At 63.8% G+C, this 18,282-nt stretch carries 15 protein-coding genes; 5 read left to right on the forward strand and 10 right to left on the reverse strand.

Annotation, left to right across the window (positions count from 1 at the left end; genetic code table 11):
* Positions 1-122: 122 nt before the first annotated feature.
* Together M2395_RS04605 and M2395_RS04610 are read right to left on the reverse strand one after the other, a co-directional pair.
* The gene (locus M2395_RS04605; RefSeq protein ID WP_011061545.1) at positions 123-602 is read right to left on the reverse strand and encodes a nuclear transport factor 2 family protein; all 480 of its coding nucleotides are present in this window, start codon (positions 600-602) and stop codon (positions 123-125) included.
* Between the two features lie 58 nt (positions 603-660).
* Positions 661-1,224 carry a TetR/AcrR family transcriptional regulator gene (locus tag M2395_RS04610; RefSeq protein ID WP_015635794.1) on the reverse strand — a complete coding sequence of 188 codons (564 nt, stop codon included), beginning with the start codon at positions 1,222-1,224 and terminating at the stop codon, positions 661-663.
* 274 nt (positions 1,225-1,498) lie between these two features.
* Between M2395_RS04610 and pssA the strand changes: the two genes are divergently transcribed.
* A complete protein-coding gene (gene pssA, locus M2395_RS04615) occupies positions 1,499-2,842 on the forward strand; it encodes a CDP-diacylglycerol--serine O-phosphatidyltransferase (protein WP_015635793.1) in 1,344 nt (447 codons plus the stop codon).
* Positions 2,843-3,054: 212 nt separating this feature from the next.
* Here the strand turns inward: pssA and M2395_RS04620 are convergent, their stop codons facing one another.
* The 8 genes from M2395_RS04620 to M2395_RS04655 form a co-directional block, all read right to left on the reverse strand.
* Positions 3,055-4,260 (reverse strand): MFS transporter, encoded by a 1,206-nt coding sequence (locus M2395_RS04620; RefSeq protein WP_053151872.1) that lies wholly within the window; start codon positions 4,258-4,260, stop codon positions 3,055-3,057.
* A 183-nt stretch (positions 4,261-4,443) separates the two neighbouring features.
* A complete protein-coding gene (gene efeO, locus M2395_RS04625) occupies positions 4,444-5,268 on the reverse strand; it encodes an iron uptake system protein EfeO (RefSeq protein WP_123430690.1) in 825 nt (274 codons plus the stop codon).
* A gap of 35 nt (positions 5,269-5,303) precedes the next feature.
* On the reverse strand, positions 5,304-6,614 hold the full coding sequence (gene efeB / locus M2395_RS04630) for an iron uptake transporter deferrochelatase/peroxidase subunit (RefSeq protein WP_011061540.1): 1,311 nt from the start codon (positions 6,612-6,614) through the stop codon (positions 5,304-5,306).
* Positions 6,615-6,629: 15 nt separating this feature from the next.
* The gene (efeO, locus tag M2395_RS04635) at positions 6,630-7,829 is read right to left on the reverse strand and encodes an iron uptake system protein EfeO (protein WP_041118440.1); all 1,200 of its coding nucleotides are present in this window, start codon (positions 7,827-7,829) and stop codon (positions 6,630-6,632) included.
* A gap of 8 nt (positions 7,830-7,837) precedes the next feature.
* On the reverse strand, positions 7,838-8,686 hold the full coding sequence (gene efeU, locus M2395_RS04640; protein ID WP_011061538.1) for an iron uptake transporter permease EfeU: 849 nt from the start codon (positions 8,684-8,686) through the stop codon (positions 7,838-7,840).
* Between the two features lie 279 nt (positions 8,687-8,965).
* A complete protein-coding gene (locus M2395_RS04645; RefSeq protein ID WP_011061537.1) occupies positions 8,966-9,871 on the reverse strand; it encodes an AraC family transcriptional regulator in 906 nt (301 codons plus the stop codon).
* Between the two features lie 243 nt (positions 9,872-10,114).
* Positions 10,115-11,413 (reverse strand): glycosyltransferase, encoded by a 1,299-nt coding sequence (locus M2395_RS04650; protein ID WP_123430691.1) that lies wholly within the window; start codon positions 11,411-11,413, stop codon positions 10,115-10,117.
* Positions 11,414-11,496: 83 nt separating this feature from the next.
* Positions 11,497-11,856 (reverse strand): response regulator, encoded by a 360-nt coding sequence (locus M2395_RS04655; protein WP_011061535.1) that lies wholly within the window; start codon positions 11,854-11,856, stop codon positions 11,497-11,499.
* Between the two features lie 256 nt (positions 11,857-12,112).
* Here M2395_RS04655 and M2395_RS04660 point away from each other — a divergent pair, with 256 nt between their 5' ends.
* Genes M2395_RS04660 through M2395_RS04675 form a run of 4 tightly spaced genes read left to right on the forward strand, consistent with a single transcriptional unit; the run spans position 12,113 to position 18,198 of the window.
* The gene (locus M2395_RS04660; RefSeq protein WP_123430692.1) at positions 12,113-15,607 is read left to right on the forward strand and encodes a response regulator; all 3,495 of its coding nucleotides are present in this window, start codon (positions 12,113-12,115) and stop codon (positions 15,605-15,607) included.
* Positions 15,607-16,422, forward strand: a complete 816-nt coding sequence (locus M2395_RS04665) for a protein-glutamate O-methyltransferase CheR (protein ID WP_011061533.1) — start codon at positions 15,607-15,609, stop codon at positions 16,420-16,422. Before M2395_RS04660 ends, M2395_RS04665 begins: the two co-directional genes overlap by 1 nt.
* Positions 16,419-17,027, forward strand: a complete 609-nt coding sequence (locus M2395_RS04670; RefSeq protein WP_053151864.1) for a chemotaxis protein CheB — start codon at positions 16,419-16,421, stop codon at positions 17,025-17,027. Before M2395_RS04665 ends, M2395_RS04670 begins: the two co-directional genes overlap by 4 nt.
* Entirely contained in the window at positions 17,017-18,198 is a 1,182-nt protein-coding gene (locus tag M2395_RS04675; RefSeq protein ID WP_011061531.1) for a hybrid sensor histidine kinase/response regulator, read from the forward strand. Before M2395_RS04670 ends, M2395_RS04675 begins: the two co-directional genes overlap by 11 nt.
* Positions 18,199-18,282: the final 84 nt, after the last annotated feature.

Consider the following 18,282-nt stretch of genomic DNA (forward strand, 5'->3'; position numbering starts at 1 on the left):
CAGAGGAGGTGTGTTTTTTCGTAGGAGCCGGCTTGCCGGCGAACGGGTCTCGGAGCCTTGTGCCGGGCTAGAGGGCGCTTTCGCTGGCAAGCCAGCTCCTACAAGCGCGGAGGCGGTGGTGATTACAGGCCCAGTTCGCTCAGGCCCGGGTGATCGTCGGGCCGGCGGCCCAGGGGCCAGTGGAACTTGCGCTCCTGGGCCTTGATCGGCATGTCGTTGATGCAGGCAAAGCGCCGGGCCATCAAACCCTGTTCGTCAAACTCCCAGTTTTCGTTGCCGTAGGAACGGAACCAGTTGCCCGAGTCGTCGTGCCATTCGTAGGCGTAGCGCACGGCAATACGGTTGTCGGTAAAGGCCCACAGTTCCTTGATCAGGCGGTAATCCAGTTCCTTGGCCCATTTGCGGGTCAGGAACGCCTTGGCCTCTTCGCGGTTGTGGGCGAACTCGGCGCGGTTGCGCCATTGGGTATCCAGGGTATAGGCCAGGGATACCCGCTCCGGGTCCCGGGAGTTCCAGCCATCTTCGGCCAGGCGGATCTTTTCAATCGCCGACTCGCGAGTGAAAGGCGGAAGGGGCGGGCGCACTTGAGCGTTAGACGACATGATCTGTCTCCAATGAAAGTTGCTGTTCAAACAAAGAGGCTGCTCTTGTTTAAAACAATCAGAGGTCCAATAACTTTCGCGCCATGCATTGCGCATTATCAGCAGCACTGTGATTGCCCATCACAAGGGCAACGGTAATGGCGCCATCGATCAGGATCAGCAGTTGCGCTGCCAGTTCCTCAGGATGTTGCACGCCATGTTCCTGGCAAAGCTCGGTCACGTAGTCGAGCAGGTTCTGCTTGTGCCGTTTTGCTACTTGGCGCACCGGGTCTTGCGGGTCGCCGGTTTCGCCACTGGTGTTGATAAAGGCGCAGCCGCGAAAACCGGGGGTTGCGAACCAGTCCTTGAGCACGTCGAACAGCGCCAGCAGGCGCAGGGCCGGGGTCGCGGCCTGGTTCACCGTGCTGCAGAACCAGTGCATCCAGCGCTGATCGCGACGCTCCAGGGCGGCCACCACCAGCTCGTCCTTGTTGGTGAAATAGCGGTAGACGCTCTTGCGCGAGACGCCGGCGGTCTTCACCAGAAGATCCATGCCGGTGGCGGCAATGCCGTTCTGGTAGATCAGTTTCTCGGTGACATCGAGGATGATGTCTCGGGTTTCAGAGTGCATGATTTCGTTCATGTGGCGAACAGTAGAACGATCGTTCTCCTTGGTCAATTATATTTTTTGTTTTTCTTCGAAACTGGCCATTACCCTTTGTAGGAGCTGGCTTGCCAGCGAAGGTTTCATTGCGCCTTGCGCAGGGCTGGGGGCCCATTCGCCGGCAAGCCGGCTCCTGCGCACAGCGGGCGGGTGCTTTGCTGAGGGAGGGCGTTATACATGCCAGGCAGGGGACTCCGGCCTGTCCATGGTGTAAGCTCTTGCGCTCTTTGGATTTGAGCCACTGCGAGCCCTAATGCCGTCGCTTTTCAAACGTTCCCTGCTGCCCAAGCTGCGCAGCTTCCCACTGGCCGCCGAGGCTTTCACCACGCTGACCGGCGCCGCGCAGTTTCGCCGCACGCTGCTGGAGCAGATTGCCCAGGCACGCCGGCGCATCTATATCGTCGCGCTGTACCTGCAACAGGATGAAGCCGGCCAGGAAATCCTCGATGCCCTGCACGCCGCCAAGGCCGCCCGCCCCGAGCTGGAAGTGGTGGTCGTGGTTGACTGGCTGCGGGCCCAGCGCGGCCTGATCGGTGCCGGCAAGCAGCCGGGCAACTCGGCCTGGTACCAGCAAATGACCCGCACTCACGCCAGCGAAGTGCCGATCTACGGCGTGCCGGTTCAGACCCGCGAGCTGTTCGGGGTGCTGCACCTCAAGGGTTTCGTCATCGACGACTGCGTGCTCTACAGCGGCGCCAGCCTGAACAACGTGTACCTGCACAAGTTCGACAAGTACCGCTTCGACCGTTACCACCTGCTGCACAACCAGGCGCTGGCCGACTCCATGCACCACCTGGTGCAGCACGGCCTGGTGGAGTCGCGGGCAGTGCACCGCCTGGACCTGCCGAACCTGCCCACCACCCGCAGCCTGCGCAACGACATCGGCGATCTGCGCAGCCGCCTCAAGCACGCCACCTACGACACCACTGCCGGTGGCCTGGACAAGAGCGGGCTGTCGGTCAGCCCGTTGCTCGGGGTGGGCAAGGGCAACCCGTTGAACCGGGTGATCTGCGAGCTGATTGCCGGCGCCCAGCGCCAGCTGACCATCTGCACCCCGTATTTCAACCTGCCGCTGCCGGTGACCCGGGAGATCAACCGGGCCCTGGAGCGCGGGGTGAAGATCGACATTATCGTCGGCGACAAGACCGCCAACGACTTCTATATCCCGCCCAGCGAGCCGTTCAAGGTGATCGCCGCGCTGCCTTATCTGTATGAAATCAGCCTGCGGCGTTTTGCCAAGCGGCATCAGAAAGTGATCGACAACGGCCAGTTGAACCTGCACCTGTGGCGTGACGGTGACAACACCTACCACCTCAAGGGCATGTGGGTCGATGAGCGCTATACCTTGCTCACCGGCAACAACCTCAATCCGCGGGCCTTCCGCCTGGACCTGGAAAACGCCCTGTTGCTGGACGACCCCAAGGGCGAGCTGCTGCAGGCGCGCAACGCCGAACAGGCCGAGATCTATCGCCACACCCGCCGTATCGAGCACTTTCAGTACCTGGACAGCCTGGTGGACTACCCCGAGGCCGTGGGCAAGTTCCTGCGCCGGGTCAGCCGCGTGCGCATCGAGCGCTTGCTCTACCGCATGCTTTAACCCGTAGCCGCTGCCGAGATCCACAGGACCTTCAGCAATCTCAAGAGCGGCGTCTGCTTCGCAGCCGTTCGCAGCCTGCGGCAGCGGCTACAAAAGCAGCGCAGTACCTGTAGCCGCTGCCAAGCCTGCGAGGCTGCGCAAAGGTCCGCAGGGCCTTCAGCAACCTTAAGAGCGGCGTCTGATTTGCAGCCGTTCGCAGCCTGCAGCAGCGGCTACAGGTCTTTGGGCTGCGGGGCGGGCCAGATCGCGATCAGTACCAGCAGCACCGCCGCCAGCAGGTAGGGCAGGCGCGGTTCGATAGCGTAGATCAGGCTGCCGGCCATGGGCCCGATGACCACGCCCAGGCCCTGGGCGGCGCCGATGCTGCCGGCAGTCGCGCCCTGTTCCGAGGCCTCTACGGCATTCGCCGCCAGGGCCGAGAACGACGGAAACACCCCACCCATGCCTGCCGCCGATACAAAGAACGCCAGCCACAAGCCCCAGGCGCTGTCCACCAGCATGCTGCCGGCATAACCCAGCGCCGACAGCAGGGCGCCGTAGCGGATCATCCGCAGCGGCGGCCATTCCAGCTTGCGCACCACCAACTGCGCGCAGATCAGCGCCACGCCGACCATGGCCAGGGCCACCCCGGCCGTCTGGGCGGCATCGGCGGGGCTCATGTGCAGCCGGTCCAGGGCATAGAAGCTGACGGTGATCTGGGCCACCGACACACAGAGCATGGCGACAAAGGCCACCACCATGGGCCGGCGCAGTCGCGGGTCGCCCAGGCGTACCCGGGTCGGCGCCTGGGCCAGGTGCAGTTCCTGGCGCGGCAGTTGGTAGCGCAGCACCAGGAATGCCAGCAACGGCAGCACCGCCATGGCGTAGAACGGCAGGCTCAGGCTGTAGCGCGCCAGCAGCGCGGCCACCGCCGGGCCCACCACCAGGCCCACGGCGTTGGCGGCGCCCAGGGTGGCCATGGCACGGGCGCGGTGCTGAGGCTCGACGTTATCGGCGATCAGGGCGAAGCCGCCCACCGGGATCGCCGCGTAGAAGGCGCCGATCAGGCCGCGGCCGAGCATCAGGCCGAGAAAGGCCATGGCGACGCTGGGCAGCGACTGCAGCGACAGGTCGATGAACAGGCACAAGGCCCAGTAGGCGAGGGTGAAGCCGGCGGTGCCCAGCAGCAGCACCCGGCGCCGGCCGAAGCGGTCGCTGGCCTGGCCCCAGGGGCGCGCCAGGAGCATCCAGATCACCCCGGAAACGGTGACGGCCGCGCCGGCGTGCCAGGTTTCCAGGTGCAGGGCCCGGGAGATCGGGCCGATCAGCGAGACGAAGGCCATCATCGACATGGTGCAGGCCATATAGGCGGCCATCAGTGGAACCAGCGAGAAGGGTCTGACGGTCAGCGGCGCGCTGGCGGCTGTGGAGCGAGGCATGAAGGGTCTTCCATGAAAGTCGATGGGCCGTGAACGTTAACGGGATAACGTGTCACAGCCCAGGCTTATCTGCATTCGTGATGATGTTGCCGGCGAAGAGGGCCTTGATCGGGCGTTGTACCCAGGGCCGCTTTCGCTGGCAAGCCAGCTCCTACGGGGAGGATGGCGTGTTGGGTTCCGGGCTCAGTTCAGGCCCAGTTTGCCGCGCAGGGTGGAGAGGTCTTCGGCCAGGGTATTGACCGGGCCTACCAGGGCCTTGCGGTCGTTTTCCTTGACCTTGTCGTAGGTCATGAAGCCGCCGTCGGGGGTTTTGTACTTGGCCAGGATCTTGTTCACCGTGGCGAAGTTCTTGTCCACCTTGGCGACAAAGGCCTTGTCCTGCTTCTCGATCTGCGGACGGAACAGGTCGACGATTTTCTTCGCCCCGTCGATGTTGCCCTGGAAGTCGTAGAGGTCGGTATGGCTGTAGCGGTCTTCTTCACCGGAGATCTTGGTTGCGGCCACTTCTTCCAGCAGCGCGGCGGCGCCACCCACGACTTTTTCCGGCGGGAAGGTCAGGCCGGCGACGCGGGTCTGCAGGTCCTTGACGTCCTTGTTCAGGCCGTCGGCCAGCTCGCCCAGGCCTGCTGTGCTGTTTTCCGAGAACAGTGAGTATTCCAGGCGGTGGAAGCCGGTGAAGTCTTCGGCCTTGACGCCTTTCTCGTGGTCGTCGACCCGGGAGTCGATGGACGCGTCCAGGTCACTGAAGAGCTCGGCGATCGGTTCGATCGACTCGTAGTAGACCCGGGTCGGCGCGTAGAGCTTCTTGGCGGCGGCCAGGTCGCCCTTTTTCACCGCATCGGTGAACTGCTGGGTGTGGCTGGCCAGTTCGTCGAGCTGCTCGGTGACGTAGATCTTGTAGTCGGAGATCGGCCCCACCAGCTCCAGGGGCGCAGTTGCGGCGAACGCCGAAAGCGGCGCGTGGAGCAAGCCAAGGGTCAGCAACACAGCGAGAGGCGACTTTTTCATGGGACTTTTCCGTGGGGGTTGTTGTGTTAGGGGTGTCAGGCAGTGCTTTTAGGCCGGGTGGCATCGAGCAGCGAACGCCCGATGAAATCCTCTTCGCCGGTGACCCCCGGCAAGGTGAAGAAGTAACCGCCACCAGTGGGCTTGAGGTACTCCTCCAGGGGTTCGCCGTTCAGACGGGTCTGTACGGCGATGAAGCCTTTCTCCAGGTCGGCCTGGTAGCAGATGAACAGCAGGCCCATGTCCAGCTGGCCGTTCTTGTTGACCCCGTTGGAGTAGTTGAACGGCCGGCGCAGGATCAGGTTCTGCTGGCTCTGGGCAGTGCGCGGGTTGGCCAGGCGGATGTGGGCGTCGAGCTTGGTGACCTTGCCATGGGGGTCCCGGGCGTAGTCGGGCACCTGGCTTTCCTTCTGGCCGTCCATGGGCGCGCCACTGGTCTTGATCCGGCCGATGATGCTTTCCTGCTCCTGCAGCGGGGTGCGGTCCCAGCGTTCGACGAAGTTGCGGATGATCCGCACTGCCTGGTAGCTGCCATGGGCCGCCCAGGCCGGTTCGTCACTGCCGGGCTGGACCCAGACGATCTGCTGCATGGCCTTCGGGTCGTTGGAGTCGGGGTTGGCCGAGCCATCGCGAAAGCCCAGGAAATTGCGCGCACTCTGCGCCGGCTCGCCGGGCTTGGCCGGGGCCTGGGGCGGTACGCTGCCTTCCTGTTTCCAGCGCACCAGCAGCAGGTCGGGCAGGTTCTTCACGATGTCGCGCAGGGCGTGGATGTTGGTGTCGGCGGTGTTGGAGCAGAACTGCAGGCTCAGGTCGCCGTGGCAGCAGGCGGGCTCCAGGGCATCGTTGGGGAAGCCCACCATGCGGATCAGGCGCTTGGGTTTGGCCGCCTCCAGGCCGAAGCGCTCGTCGAACAGCGATTCGCCCACCGAGACGGTGATGGTCAGGTTGTCCGGGGTCACTACCGGGCCGAGGATGCCGGAATCCAGGGGCGGCAGCTTCGGGTCCACCTGGGCCACCGGGCCACCGCGCATGAGAAAGGCAATGCGTTGGTCGAGGGTGCGAAACAGCCGTTCCAGGTCGTCGCGGTCGCTGGCCAGCACATCGAAGGACACCAGCATGCCCGCGGCCGGGCGCGGGGTGACGATGCCGCTCTGATGCTGGCCATGGAAGTCGTGGCGGTCCTGGGTCTTGTCGCTGCTGGGGGCTTCGGTGACCTGGGCGGGCGCGGCGGCCATGGCCGGGCAACTCAGGCTGCTGCCGGCCAGGGCCACGCCGGCGGCGCCCATGCCCAGCAGCACGCGCCGACGCTGGGCGGAAAAAGACGGATTGGGCTGATCTGAATCGTTCATTGAAAACTCGTCTTGTTACAGGCCGGAAAGGCCAAGTGCGGGATCAATAGCGTCGAGGGCGTCGGCCAGGGCCTTGGCTTTGTCGGCGATCTCTTTGCGCTGCCGGGCGTCGACCTGGTCGTAGGCCACATAGCCGAAGCCGTCGCGCAGGCTGGCCAGGCGAGTGGCCAGGGCATCGGCGGCGCTGTCCACCTGGGGTAGCAATTGGGCCGCGGACTTGGCCAGCAGCGGCCGCAGCAGGTCGATGACCTTGCGCGTGGTTTCCAGGTTGGCGGCAAAGCCGTTGAGGTCGCTGTGGCTGTAGCGTTCCTCTTCACCGCTGCTGGCCCGCAGGTCGGCCAGGCTGCGCATGTTGCGCGCGACGATGCTCACCAATTGCTCCGGTGGCAGGGTCTGGGCCAGCAACTGTTCCTTGAGGCTGACCACGTCGCTGGACAGGCGCTGAGCTACGGGAGCCAGGCCTGCCAGGTCATTTTTCTGGAACAGGCCGTATTCCAGGCGGTGGAAACCGCTGAAGCCCGGATCCTGTTCGCGCTGTTCGAAATAATCGGCACGGGCGTTGATGGTGTTGTCCAGCTCGGCCAGGCGCTGGGCCGCCGGGGCCAGGCGCTGATAGGCTGCGCGGGCCGGTAGGTACAGCGCCTGGGCCTGTTTCAGGTCGCCGGCGTCTATGGCCTGCTGCAAGGCGTTCACTGCCTTGACCAGGGCACTGCCCTGGGTGCTGAGGTAGACCCGGAACTCCGACAGCGGGCCGATAAAGGCCACCATCGACGGCCGCGCCTTGGCCTGGGCGTCGGACTCGGCGGTCGGGGTCACGTGCAGGGTGCCGCGGGGGTTGCTCAAAAGCCCGCAGGTGATGGCGTAGTCCCCTGGCTGCAGGTTGGCGTTGATCACCTGGCTCAGGCCCGGGGCGATGTTTTCCCGTTCCTCCACCACCAGCACGCCGTCGAGAATTTCCCACTCCACGGCGCGATCCGAACGGTTGACGATGCGGAAGCTGGCGCGCCCGGCCGGGACTGTCAGCGCGTTGGGTTCACAACTCTTGGGGTGGATGGTCACGGTGATCTCGCCCTGGTGGGCCTGGCGCTTGCTGGCGGCCAGTTGCGAGGCGTAGTAGAACAGCCCGCCGGCGGCGATCATGACGATCACCGAACCGGCAACCGCCCAGCGCAGAGCGCGGGGAGGCGAGGCCTGGGGAGAGGCTTGCTGGGTCATGGGGAGCCTTACTGACTGGAAACGGAAGACGTTGAGCCGGGCGCCTTGGCTGGGGCGCCGCCGGGCAGGAAGAACAGCACCAGGGTCACGGCCAGGTACAGCACATAGGCGCCGAGGGTGCTGATGGTGGGGGCGTCCTGGTAGCCGAACATGCCGGCCAGTACCGAACCCACCGGGCCATCCATGGGCAGGCTGGCGCTGAAGTCGAAGAGTACGGTCTGCAGGTGGTTCCAGACCCCGGCTTCATGCAGGGCCTGCACCGAATTGGCGAGGATGCCGGCGGCCACCACCAGGATGAACAGCCCGGTCCAGCGAAAGAAGGCGCCAAGGTTCAGGCGCATGCTGCCGGTGTAGATCAGGAAACCGACGATGATCGCTGAGATCAGGCCCAGCAGGGCGCCTATGGGCGCGCCCGGGCCTTCGCTCTGCTGGAACACCGCCAGCAGGAAGAACACGGTTTCCAGGCCTTCGCGGGCCACGGCGAAGAACACCATGGCGATCAGCGCCGTGACCTGGTGCTTGGAGCCGGCCAGGGCGTGGTCCAGGGAGACATGCAGGGAATGTTTGATCGAACGCGCCACCTTGCGCATCCAGAACACCATGGAACTGAGGATGCCCACGGCCACCAGGCCGACGATGCCTTCGAAGAGTTCCTGCTGCTTCTGCGGGAATTCGGCGCTCATCAGTTCCAGGCCACCGCCCACCAGCAGGGCCAGGGCCGCGGCGAGGAAGACCCCGATCCACACGGCGGGCATCCACTGGCCACGGCCAGTCTGTTTCAGATAGCTGGCGATGATGCCAACGATAAGCGCGGCTTCAATCCCTTCGCGCAACATGATCAGAAATGGAACGAGCATTCAGCACCGGTGGGCAAATAGGCTAGGGGGTAATTTGTAACATAATGATACTCATTGCTAAATGAAGATTATTGACAACTGCTGAACGGAAGCTGAACGGGTCTCGTTTACCAAGCCTGGACCGGTTTGTTGGCTCTTGCGGGCGATTGTTCCTGGCGCCGGGCGTGGGGGCGCCTTCGCTGGCAAGCCAGCTCCTACAGCTGGTGTGATATTGGGGGCTCTTGTAGGAGCCGGCTTGCCGGCGAAGAGGCCCTTGAGCGCTGCGCCGGGCGTGGGTACTCAGCCGAGGTTCTGTTCGGTCAGGCGTTGCACCGCCAGGCGGCGGTAGTGGGAGGGGGTCATGCCCTTGAGCTGCTGGAAGCGCCGGTTGAAGTTGGAAATGTTGTTGAAGCCCGACTCGAAGCACACATCGGTCACCGGTTTGTCGCCGTCGGCCAGCAGTTCACAGGACTTGCTGATGCGCAGCCGGTTGACGAACTCGACGAAGCAGCGCCCCGTGGCCTGCTTGAACACCCGGGAAAAATAGCTGGGCTTCATGCCCAGGTAGTCGGCCACTTCCTCCAGGGGCAACTCCCGGGCGTAGTGGGCAAAGATGTAGTCCACCGCGCGGTTGGTGCGGTCGACGCTGTGTTCGTCCGCCAGTTGCACGCTGGTGGCGCCGGACAGCAACTGGTAGTCGTCGCAGGCCGCCAGCAGCTCCATGAGGATGAGGAAGTGGCCAAGGCGGGTGATACCGCTGGAGTCGGCGATGCGCTGCATCAGTGGCAGGGCCTGGGCGATGGTTTGCGGGCAGCGGAACTCGATGCCGTACTGCGCCCGCTCCAGCAGCGGGCTGAGGTTCTTCAGCTCGGCGAACACCTGGCTGCCACTGTCGAACAGCTCATCGGTGAAGTTCACCAGCATGTCGCGCTTGGCCACCACTTCGTCCTCGGCCACCTGGCTGATCCAGTTGTGGGGCAGGTTGGGGCCGGTGAGAAACAGCGTCTGCGGGTAGAAGTTGCCGATGTAGTCGCCGATGAACACCTTGCCGGAGCTGGCGACGATCAGGTGCAGCTCGTATTCCTTGTGGAAATGCCAGCGCACCAGAGGGCAGGGGAAGCCGTGCTGGCGATAGATGATGGACAGGCCGTTGTGGTCGTCCATCAACTCATAGGAGGGGTCGGTGATCTTGCCGGGTCGGCTCATGGCGCGGGCCTGTTCTTGTTGTAGGCCCGGCTGATAATGCCTCGTGGCCCGCTCGCGCACCAGAGAAGGCGTTCTCAGGGTTGGCGCCCTGTTCGCCGGCAAGCCGGCTCCTACAAGAACACCGCCGACATCACGCCAGCTGCAGGAGCTGGCTTGCCAGCGAAGGCGGCCTCACGTTCGGCGCAAATCCCAGGGCCTGTTCGCCGGCAAGCGCACCGCCGGCAGTGCGCCAGCGAAGAAGGGTCAGGAGGCCGGGCGGTTTTTCGCTTCGATCCACTGCGCCATGTACTGGGTGCTCTTGTGATGGTGGTGACGCAGCATGGCGCCAGTGAAGTTGTCCCGGCGCAGTCGCTCCAGGTGCTGGCGGCAGTGTTGCAGGCGCTGGATCAGCGCCGGGCCGTGGACTTGCTGGCGGTAGCGCGCTTCGAGCAACTGCCGGCCATCCGCCTGGGCCTGCTCCCACAGCTGCCGGTCCTGATAGAGGCGCACCGCGGCCGCCGCCAGGCCACTGGCGGATTCAGCCACCGCCCCCGGCCATGGCAGGCCGTCCTGGGACATGGATTCGCTGCCCACCGGGGTGGTGACGCTGGGCGTGCCGCAAAGCATGGCATCGAGCAGCTTGCCCTTGATCCCGGCGCCGAAACGCAGGGGCGCCAGGCAGATCCGCGCTGCACTCATCACCTGCAGCGCATCCTCGGCCCAGTTCATGATGTGAAAGCCCTGGGCCGGGTTGTGCAGCGCCGCGGCCTTGGGCGGGGTGTAGGCGCCGTACAGGTGCAATTGCGCGCCGGGCAATTGCTGGCGGATCAGCGGCCATACGCGGTTCTTCATCCACAGCACGGCGTCCCAGTTCGGCGCATGGCGAAAGTTGCCGATGCTCAGCAAGTGCGCCCGCTGCTCGAAGGGAGCAAAGCCCTGCGGCAGTTGCTCGAGCATCAGCGGGCACCAGTGCAGCAGGGCCGGCGGCAAGTGGAACTGCTGCACCAGCAGCTCGATTTCCACCTCGGAGATCATCAGGCTCAGGTCGCAGCGATAGATGGCGGCGATCTCACGCTTGGCCAGGTCGGTGACGGACATGTGCTGGAATTCCTGCTCCGGCGCCTGGGCGAACAGCGGGCTGAAGTCGTCTTCCTCGGTGCCCTCCTTGAGAACATCCTTGAGGCGCTGGTGCCGGGCATGACGCAGGCATTGCAGGTCGGAGGTCTCCAGCACCCGCAGGGCATTCGGGCAATGCTGCTCCACCCGCCAGCCGAACTGTTCCTCCATCATGAACTGGTCGAACAGCACGATATCCGGTGCCAGCTCGGCGACGAAACGGTCAAAGCTGGCGTTGTTGAGTTCGATCGGGCATTCACGAATGCCCAGGGCCGTCAGGTCTTCCTTGTGTTCGCCCTCGTTGGCCGGGCTGCTGAAGGTCAGCTCCCAGCCCTGGTCGAGGAAGCTCTGGAGGATCTGCATCATGTGCCCGCCGGCGGCGGAGGAGCGGGGTTCGGGCCAGACGTAACCAATGATCAGGACTTTGGTTGCGGCGGTGGGACTCATGAGCGGGCATTCCTGGCAGGCGGGGGGCAAAAAAGGCCGCCATTAAACCACAGCGCGCCAGCGCCCGAGCAGGCTGCCTGCCCTCAGCCGAGAATGCTGCGCACCTTGTCGCGCAGTTGGTCGATGGAGAACGGCTTGCCGATGACCGACATGCCGGCCGGCACCTCGATGGACTCGGCGTAACCACTGGCGAACAGCACCGGCAACTGCGGCCGCAGGGTGCGGGCACGCTCCGCCAGCTCGCGGCCGTTCATCCCGGGCAGGCCGACATCGGTCATCAGCAGGTCGATATGTTGCCCGGCGTCCTCCAGCAGGCTCAGGGCCGCTTCGCTGCCGTCGGCCTCCAGCACGCTGAACTCCAGTTCTTCAAGGACATCGACAATCAGCATGCGCACGATGGCATCGTCTTCGACGACTAGGATGGTGGAGGCGCTGGCGGGCATAGGGACACTCTCAAGAAATGAATTCGGCGGGGCAGTGCGGCAGGCAGCCCTGTGCATCAGTAAGTGCCGGCTTGCCACAAGTTCCCGAAGCTGTACAAAAAAATCCCCTTGTACAAGCGTCGGCAAGAATAACCGCTTCCTTTGTCCCACGGCAGGACAAATCGCAAGCGAGCGCTACCTTGGTTATAAAAAATAGCTGTCCTGGCTGAATGTGGGGCAAACTTCGTTTTTTTTCACCAGCGCCAAGGCCCATCAAATGATTCGTCCGTCCTCGGTTGATGAACAGAGTTTCCGCAAGCTGCTGACCCGCAACATCAGCCTGCCGCTGGGTGTCGGTGTACTCAGCGCGGTTTTTTTCGTGTCCCTGATCACCTACCTGCTCTCGGTCATCCAGTGGGTGCAGCACACTGATCGAGTGATCAACAACCTCAACGAGTCGGCGCGCCTGACCATCGACCTGGAAACCGGCATGCGCGGCTTCCTGATCACTGGCGACGAGCACTTTCTGGACCCCTACGAAGTGGCCAAGCCGCGTATCGTCAGCGAACTGCGCAGCTTGCAGGAACTGGTGGCGGACAACCCGCAGCAGGTGGACCGGCTCAAGCGCCTGGAAGCCCTGCAGATGGAGTGGAACAGCTTTGCCCAGGGCATGATCGACCTGCGTCGCCAGAGTGGTGATTACCGCGGCGCGGTGCAGGCCGGGCGTGGCAAGCGCCTGACTGACGAGATCCGCAAGGAATACGACGACGCGGTGGCCATGGAGCAGCAGTTGCGTCTGGAGCGTAACGAGAGCGTTACCCGCACCACCATTTTCAGCGTGGTGCTGTACCTGCTGTTCGTGGTAGGCATCAGCGCGCTGCTGGCCTACATCGGCCGTCGTGACCTGCTGGCACTGTCCAAGAGCTACAGCGACAACCTCGAAGCCCAGGAAAAGAGCGCCCGGCGCCTGGAACAGCAGGCCTGGCTGCGCAACGGCCAGACCGAACTGGCCGAGCAGATGCTCGGCCAGCTGAGCCTTAATTTGCTGGGGCGCAACATCCTGCAATTCTGCGCTCAGTACCTGGGCACACCGGTGGCGGCGCTCTATGTGCGTGAGGAGCACGGTGGCCTCAGGCGCGTGGCGTCCTATGGCTTCTCCCGGGAACAGGAAGCCCAGGAACAGTCGCTGTACAGTGACGAAGGGCTGGTGGGGCAGGCCGCGCAGCACAAGCGCCTGATCCGTCTGGACGAGGTGCCCGCCGATTACTTCAAGGTCAGCTCCGGCCTGGGCGATGGTTCGCCGCGCAGCGTGCTGGTGGTGCCGACCCGTGACGACGATCGGGTCAACGGGGTGATCGAGCTGGGCTTCCTGCGGGCCTTGAGCGAGCGCGACGTCGAGCTGCTGGAACTGATTGCCGGCAATATCGGCACCTCCATCGAGGCCGCGCGTTATCGCCAGCGCCTGCAGGAAGTGCTGGCCGAGACCCAGCAGCTCAACGAAGAGCTGCAAGTGCAGCAAGAAGAGCTCAAGACCGCCAACGAGGAGCTGGAAGAGCAGTCGCGGATCCTCAAGGAATCCCAGGTGCACCTGGAAACCCAGCAGGTGGAGCTGGAGCAGACCAACGAGCAACTGGCGGAGCAGGCGCAGATCCTGGCCGATCAGCGCGACGCCATGGACCGCAAGAACAACGAGCTCAACGAGGCCCAGACCCAGCTCGAGGAGCGCGCCGAAGAGTTGCAGCGCTCCAGCAAGTACAAGTCCGAGTTCCTTGCCAACATGTCCCACGAGCTGCGCACGCCGCTCAACAGCTCGCTGATCCTGGCCAAGCTGCTGGCGGAAAACCCCCAGGAAAACCTCAGCCCCGAGCAGGTCAAGTTCGCCGAGTCGATCTATTCCGCGGGCAATGACCTGCTGAACCTGATCAACGACATCCTCGACATCTCCAAGGTCGAGGCCGGCAAGCTCGAAGTGCGCCCGGAGAACGCCAGCGTGCCGCGCCTGGTGGACGGGCTGCGCACCCTGTTCCAGCCATTGACCCAGGACAAGGGCCTGGAATTCAAGGTGGAGCTGCAACCGGGAGCGCCGCAGATGCTGTTCACCGACCGCCAGCGGGTCGAGCAGATTCTCAAGAACCTGCTGTCCAATGCGGTCAAGTTCACCGAGAAGGGCCAGGTGAGCCTCACGGTGTCCGCTCAGCCGGGGGCCGGTATCGCCTTTGCCGTGCAGGATTCGGGGATCGGCATTGCCCAGGATCAGCAGGAAAGCATCTTCGAGGCCTTCCGCCAGGCCGACGGCACCACCAACCGGCGTTATGGCGGCACCGGCCTGGGGCTGTCGATCTCCCGGGATCTGGCGACCCTGCTCGGCGGCTCCATCAGCGTCAGCAGCGAACCCGGCCGCGGCAGTATCTTCACCCTGGTGCTGCCGGAGCAGTACCAGGAGGCCGCCGAGCCGCTGGTGGCGCCGCCGGCCCCAGTCGCGCCCGTGGCCGCGCCTCAGCCTGCCAGCCTGCCGCAGCCGGTGGCCGAGGCCCCGGGGGCGGACATTCCGCGCTTCGCCGATGACCGCGACAAGGCGCCGTTCAGCAGTCGTTGCATCCTGGTGGTGGAAGATGAGGCGAACTTTGCCCACATCCTCTTCGACCTGGCCCACGAGCTGGGTTACCACTGCCTGGTGGCCCACGGCGCCGACGAAGGCTACAGCCTGGCTGCCCAGTTCATCCCGGACGCCATCCTGCTGGACATGCGCCTGCCGGACCACTCCGGCCTGACCGTGTTGCAGCGCCTCAAGGAGAACGCCCAGACCCGGCACATCCCGGTGCACGTGATTTCGGTGGAAGACCGGGTGGAAGCGGCCATGCACATGGGCGCCGTGGGCTATGCGGTGAAACCCACCACCCGCGAGGAGCTCAAGGATGTCTTCGCCCGCCTGGAAGCCAAGCTGACGCAGAAGGTCAAGCGCGTGCTGCTGGTGGAGGACGACGACCTGCAACGCGACAGCATTGCCCGGTTGATCGGTGACGATGACATCGAGATCACCGCCGTGGGCCTGGCCCAGGAGGCTCTGGACCTGCTGCGCGAGAACGTCTACGACTGCATGGTCATCGACCTCAAGCTGCCGGACATGCTCGGCAACGACCTGCTCAAGCGCATGTCCACCGAGGATATCTGCTCCTTCCCGCCGGTGATCGTCTACACCGGGCGCAACCTGACCCGGGATGAAGAGGCCGAGCTGCGCAAGTATTCGCGCTCGATCATCATCAAGGGCGCGCGCTCGCCGGAGCGCCTGCTGGATGAAGTGACGCTTTTTCTGCACAAAGTCGAATCCCAGCTGTCCCATGAACGGCAGAAGATGCTCAAGACCGCCCGCAGCCGCGACAAGGTCTTCGAGGGCCGCAAGATCCTCCTGGTGGATGATGACGTGCGCAACATCTTTGCCCTGACCAGCGCCCTGGAACACAAGGGCGCGGTAGTGGTGATCGGCCGTAACGGCCATGAAGCCATTGCCAGGCTCAATGAGGTCGAGGATATCGACCTGGTGCTGATGGACGTGATGATGCCGGAGATGGACGGTTTCGAAGCCACGGTGCAGATCCGCAAGGATCCGCGCTGGCGCAAGCTGCCGATCATCGCGGTCACCGCCAAGGCCATGAAGGATGACCAGGAGCGCTGCCTGCAGGCCGGCTCCAACGATTACCTGGCCAAGCCCATTGACCTGGACCGGCTGTTTTCCCTTATCCGTGTGTGGCTACCCAAGATGGAAAGAATTTAGTGGAGCGGAATACCGAGATCGAACTGCGTTTGCTGATCGAAGCTATTTACCTCAAGTACAGCTACGACTTCCGCGACTACTCGGGTGCCTCGATCAAGCGCCGGGTCAACCACGCTTTGCGCCAGTTCGAATGCAAGACCATTTCTGCGTTGCAGGAGCGGGTGCTGCACGACCCCACCGCGTTCATGCAGTTGCTGCAGTTCCTGACCATTCCGGTGAGCGAGATGTTTCGCGACCCGTCGCACTTTCTGGCGATCCGCCAGGAGGTGGTGCCGCTGCTCAAGACCTATCCTTCGATCAAGATCTGGATCGCCGGCTGCAGCACCGGGGAGGAGGTCTACTCCATGGCCATCCTGCTGCGCGAAGAGGGGCTGCTGGAGCGCACCATCATCTATGCCACCGACATCAACCCCAGCTCCCTGGAGAAGGCCAAGCAAGGCATCTTTTCCCTGGAGAACGTGCGGGCCTACACCCACAACTACCAGCAGGCCGGCGGCCAGCGCTCCTTTGCCGACTACTACACCGCGGCCTACGACTACGCGATCTTCGACAAGAGCCTGCGCGAGAACGTAACCTTCGCCGACCACAGCCTGGCGACCGACAGTGTATTCTCCGAAACTCAATTAATTTCTTGTCGTAACGTATTGATTTATTTCAATAAAAAATTGCAGGATCGTGCCTTCGGACTGTTTCACGAGTCCCTCTGCCATCGTGGTTTCCTGGTGCTGGGCAGCAAGGAAACCCTGGACTTCTCCGCCTATGGCAAGCACTTCGAGCCCTTGGTCAAACAAGAACGGATCTATCGCAAGACATGAGCCAGGAGATTGTCAGCCAGGGTTTCTGGCCGCAGATCGAGGCGATCGTGGTAGGGGCCTCTGCGGGTGGGGTCGAAGCCTTGCTGAAGCTGTTCAGCGGTTTCGCCCAGGGTTTCCGCCTGCCGGTGATCGTGGTCCTGCACCTGCCCGACGAGCGCCGCAGCCAGCTGGCCGAAGTCTTCGGCCGGCGTCTGGCGCTGGCGGTGAAGGAAGCCGACGACAAGGAGCAGATCGTGCCTGGCACCCTGTACTTCGCCGCGCCCGGCTATCACCTGTCGGTGGAGCAGGACCGCAGCCTGTCCCTGAGCCAGGAAGAACGCCTGCATCACTCACGCCCGGCCATCGACTACCTGTTCGAGTCCGCCGCCGATGCCTATGGCCGGAACCTGGCCGCGGTGCTCCTGACCGGGGCTAACCAGGATGGCGCCCGCGGCCTGGCCGAGGTCAAGCGCCAGGGTGGCCTGACCATCGTCCAGGACCCCAATGAGGCCCATGTCTCGACCATGCCGGACGCCGCCCTGGCCCTGCATCAACCGGACTACATTCTCCCTTTGCGCGGCATCAGCCGTCTGCTTGCCGAGCTGGAAGGAACCCATGTTAAGTAATATTCAAGCCAAGCTGCTGATCGTCGACGATCTGCCGGAGAACCTGCTGGCCCTGGAGGCGCTGATCAAGCGCGAGGACCGTACGGTGTACAAGGCGCTGTCGGCTGACGAAGCCTTGTCGCTGCTGCTCCAGCATGAGTTCGCCATGGCTATCCTCGATGTGCAGATGCCCGGCATGAACGGCTTCGAGCTGGCCGAGCTGATGCGCGGCACCGAGAAGACCAAGAACATTCCCATCGTCTTCGTCAGCGCCGCCGGGCGCGAGCTCAACTACGCCTTCAAGGGCTACGAGAGCGGGGCGGTGGACTTTCTGCACAAGCCCCTGGACATCCACGCGGTGAAGAGCAAGGTCAACGTATTCGTCGACCTGTACCGCCAGAGCAAGGCCATGAAGCAGCAGGTGGAGGCCCTGGAGCAGAGCCGGCGCGAGCAGGAAGCGCTGCTCCAGAAGCTCCAGGCCACCCAGAACGAGCTGGAGCAGGCGGTGCGCATGCGCGATGACTTCATGTCCATCGTCGCCCACGAAGTGCGTACGCCGCTCAATGGCCTGATTCTCGAGACCCAGCTGCGCAAGATGCACCTGGCCCGGGAGAACGCCGCGGCCTTCAGCCTGGACAAGATGCACGCCATGGTCGACCGCGACGAGCGCCAGATCAAAAGCCTGATCCGCCTGATCGAGGACATGCTGGACATCTCGCGCATCCGTACCGGCAAGCTGTCGATCCGCCCCTCGCGGTTCGATCTGGCGCAACTGGTGCGCGGGCTGGTGGAAAACTTCGCGCCTCAGGTGGAAGCGGCGCAGTCGTCCCTGAGCCTGCAGGCCGAGCAGCCACTGGAGGGCAACTGGGACGAGTTCCGCATCGAACAGGTGGTTTCCAACCTGCTGACCAACGCCCTGCGCTACGGCGCCAAGAGCCCGATCGAAGTGCGGGTCTATGCCCAGGACGGCGAGGCTCGGGTCGAGGTGCGTGACCACGGCATCGGTATCAGCGAAGACAACCAGAAGCGCATTTTTCAGCAGTTCGAACGGGTCAGTGCCAACCACGTGGCGGCGGGGCTGGGCCTGGGGCTGTTCATTTCCGAGCAGATCGTCACCGCCCATGGTGGTGCCATCAGTGTCGAGAGCCGGATCGGCGAGGGCGCGCTGTTTCGCGTCAGCCTGCCCCTGTAGAGGCCCGTTGGCCGGTGAATCATTAAAAGCGTAACGCGCACGCAACCTCTGCGTGACCCAATGGTCGTAACAGCAGCAATTGAC

Source organism: Pseudomonas sp. BIGb0176, assembly GCF_024810175.1.
Taxonomy (GTDB): domain Bacteria; phylum Pseudomonadota; class Gammaproteobacteria; order Pseudomonadales; family Pseudomonadaceae; genus Aquipseudomonas; species Aquipseudomonas protegens.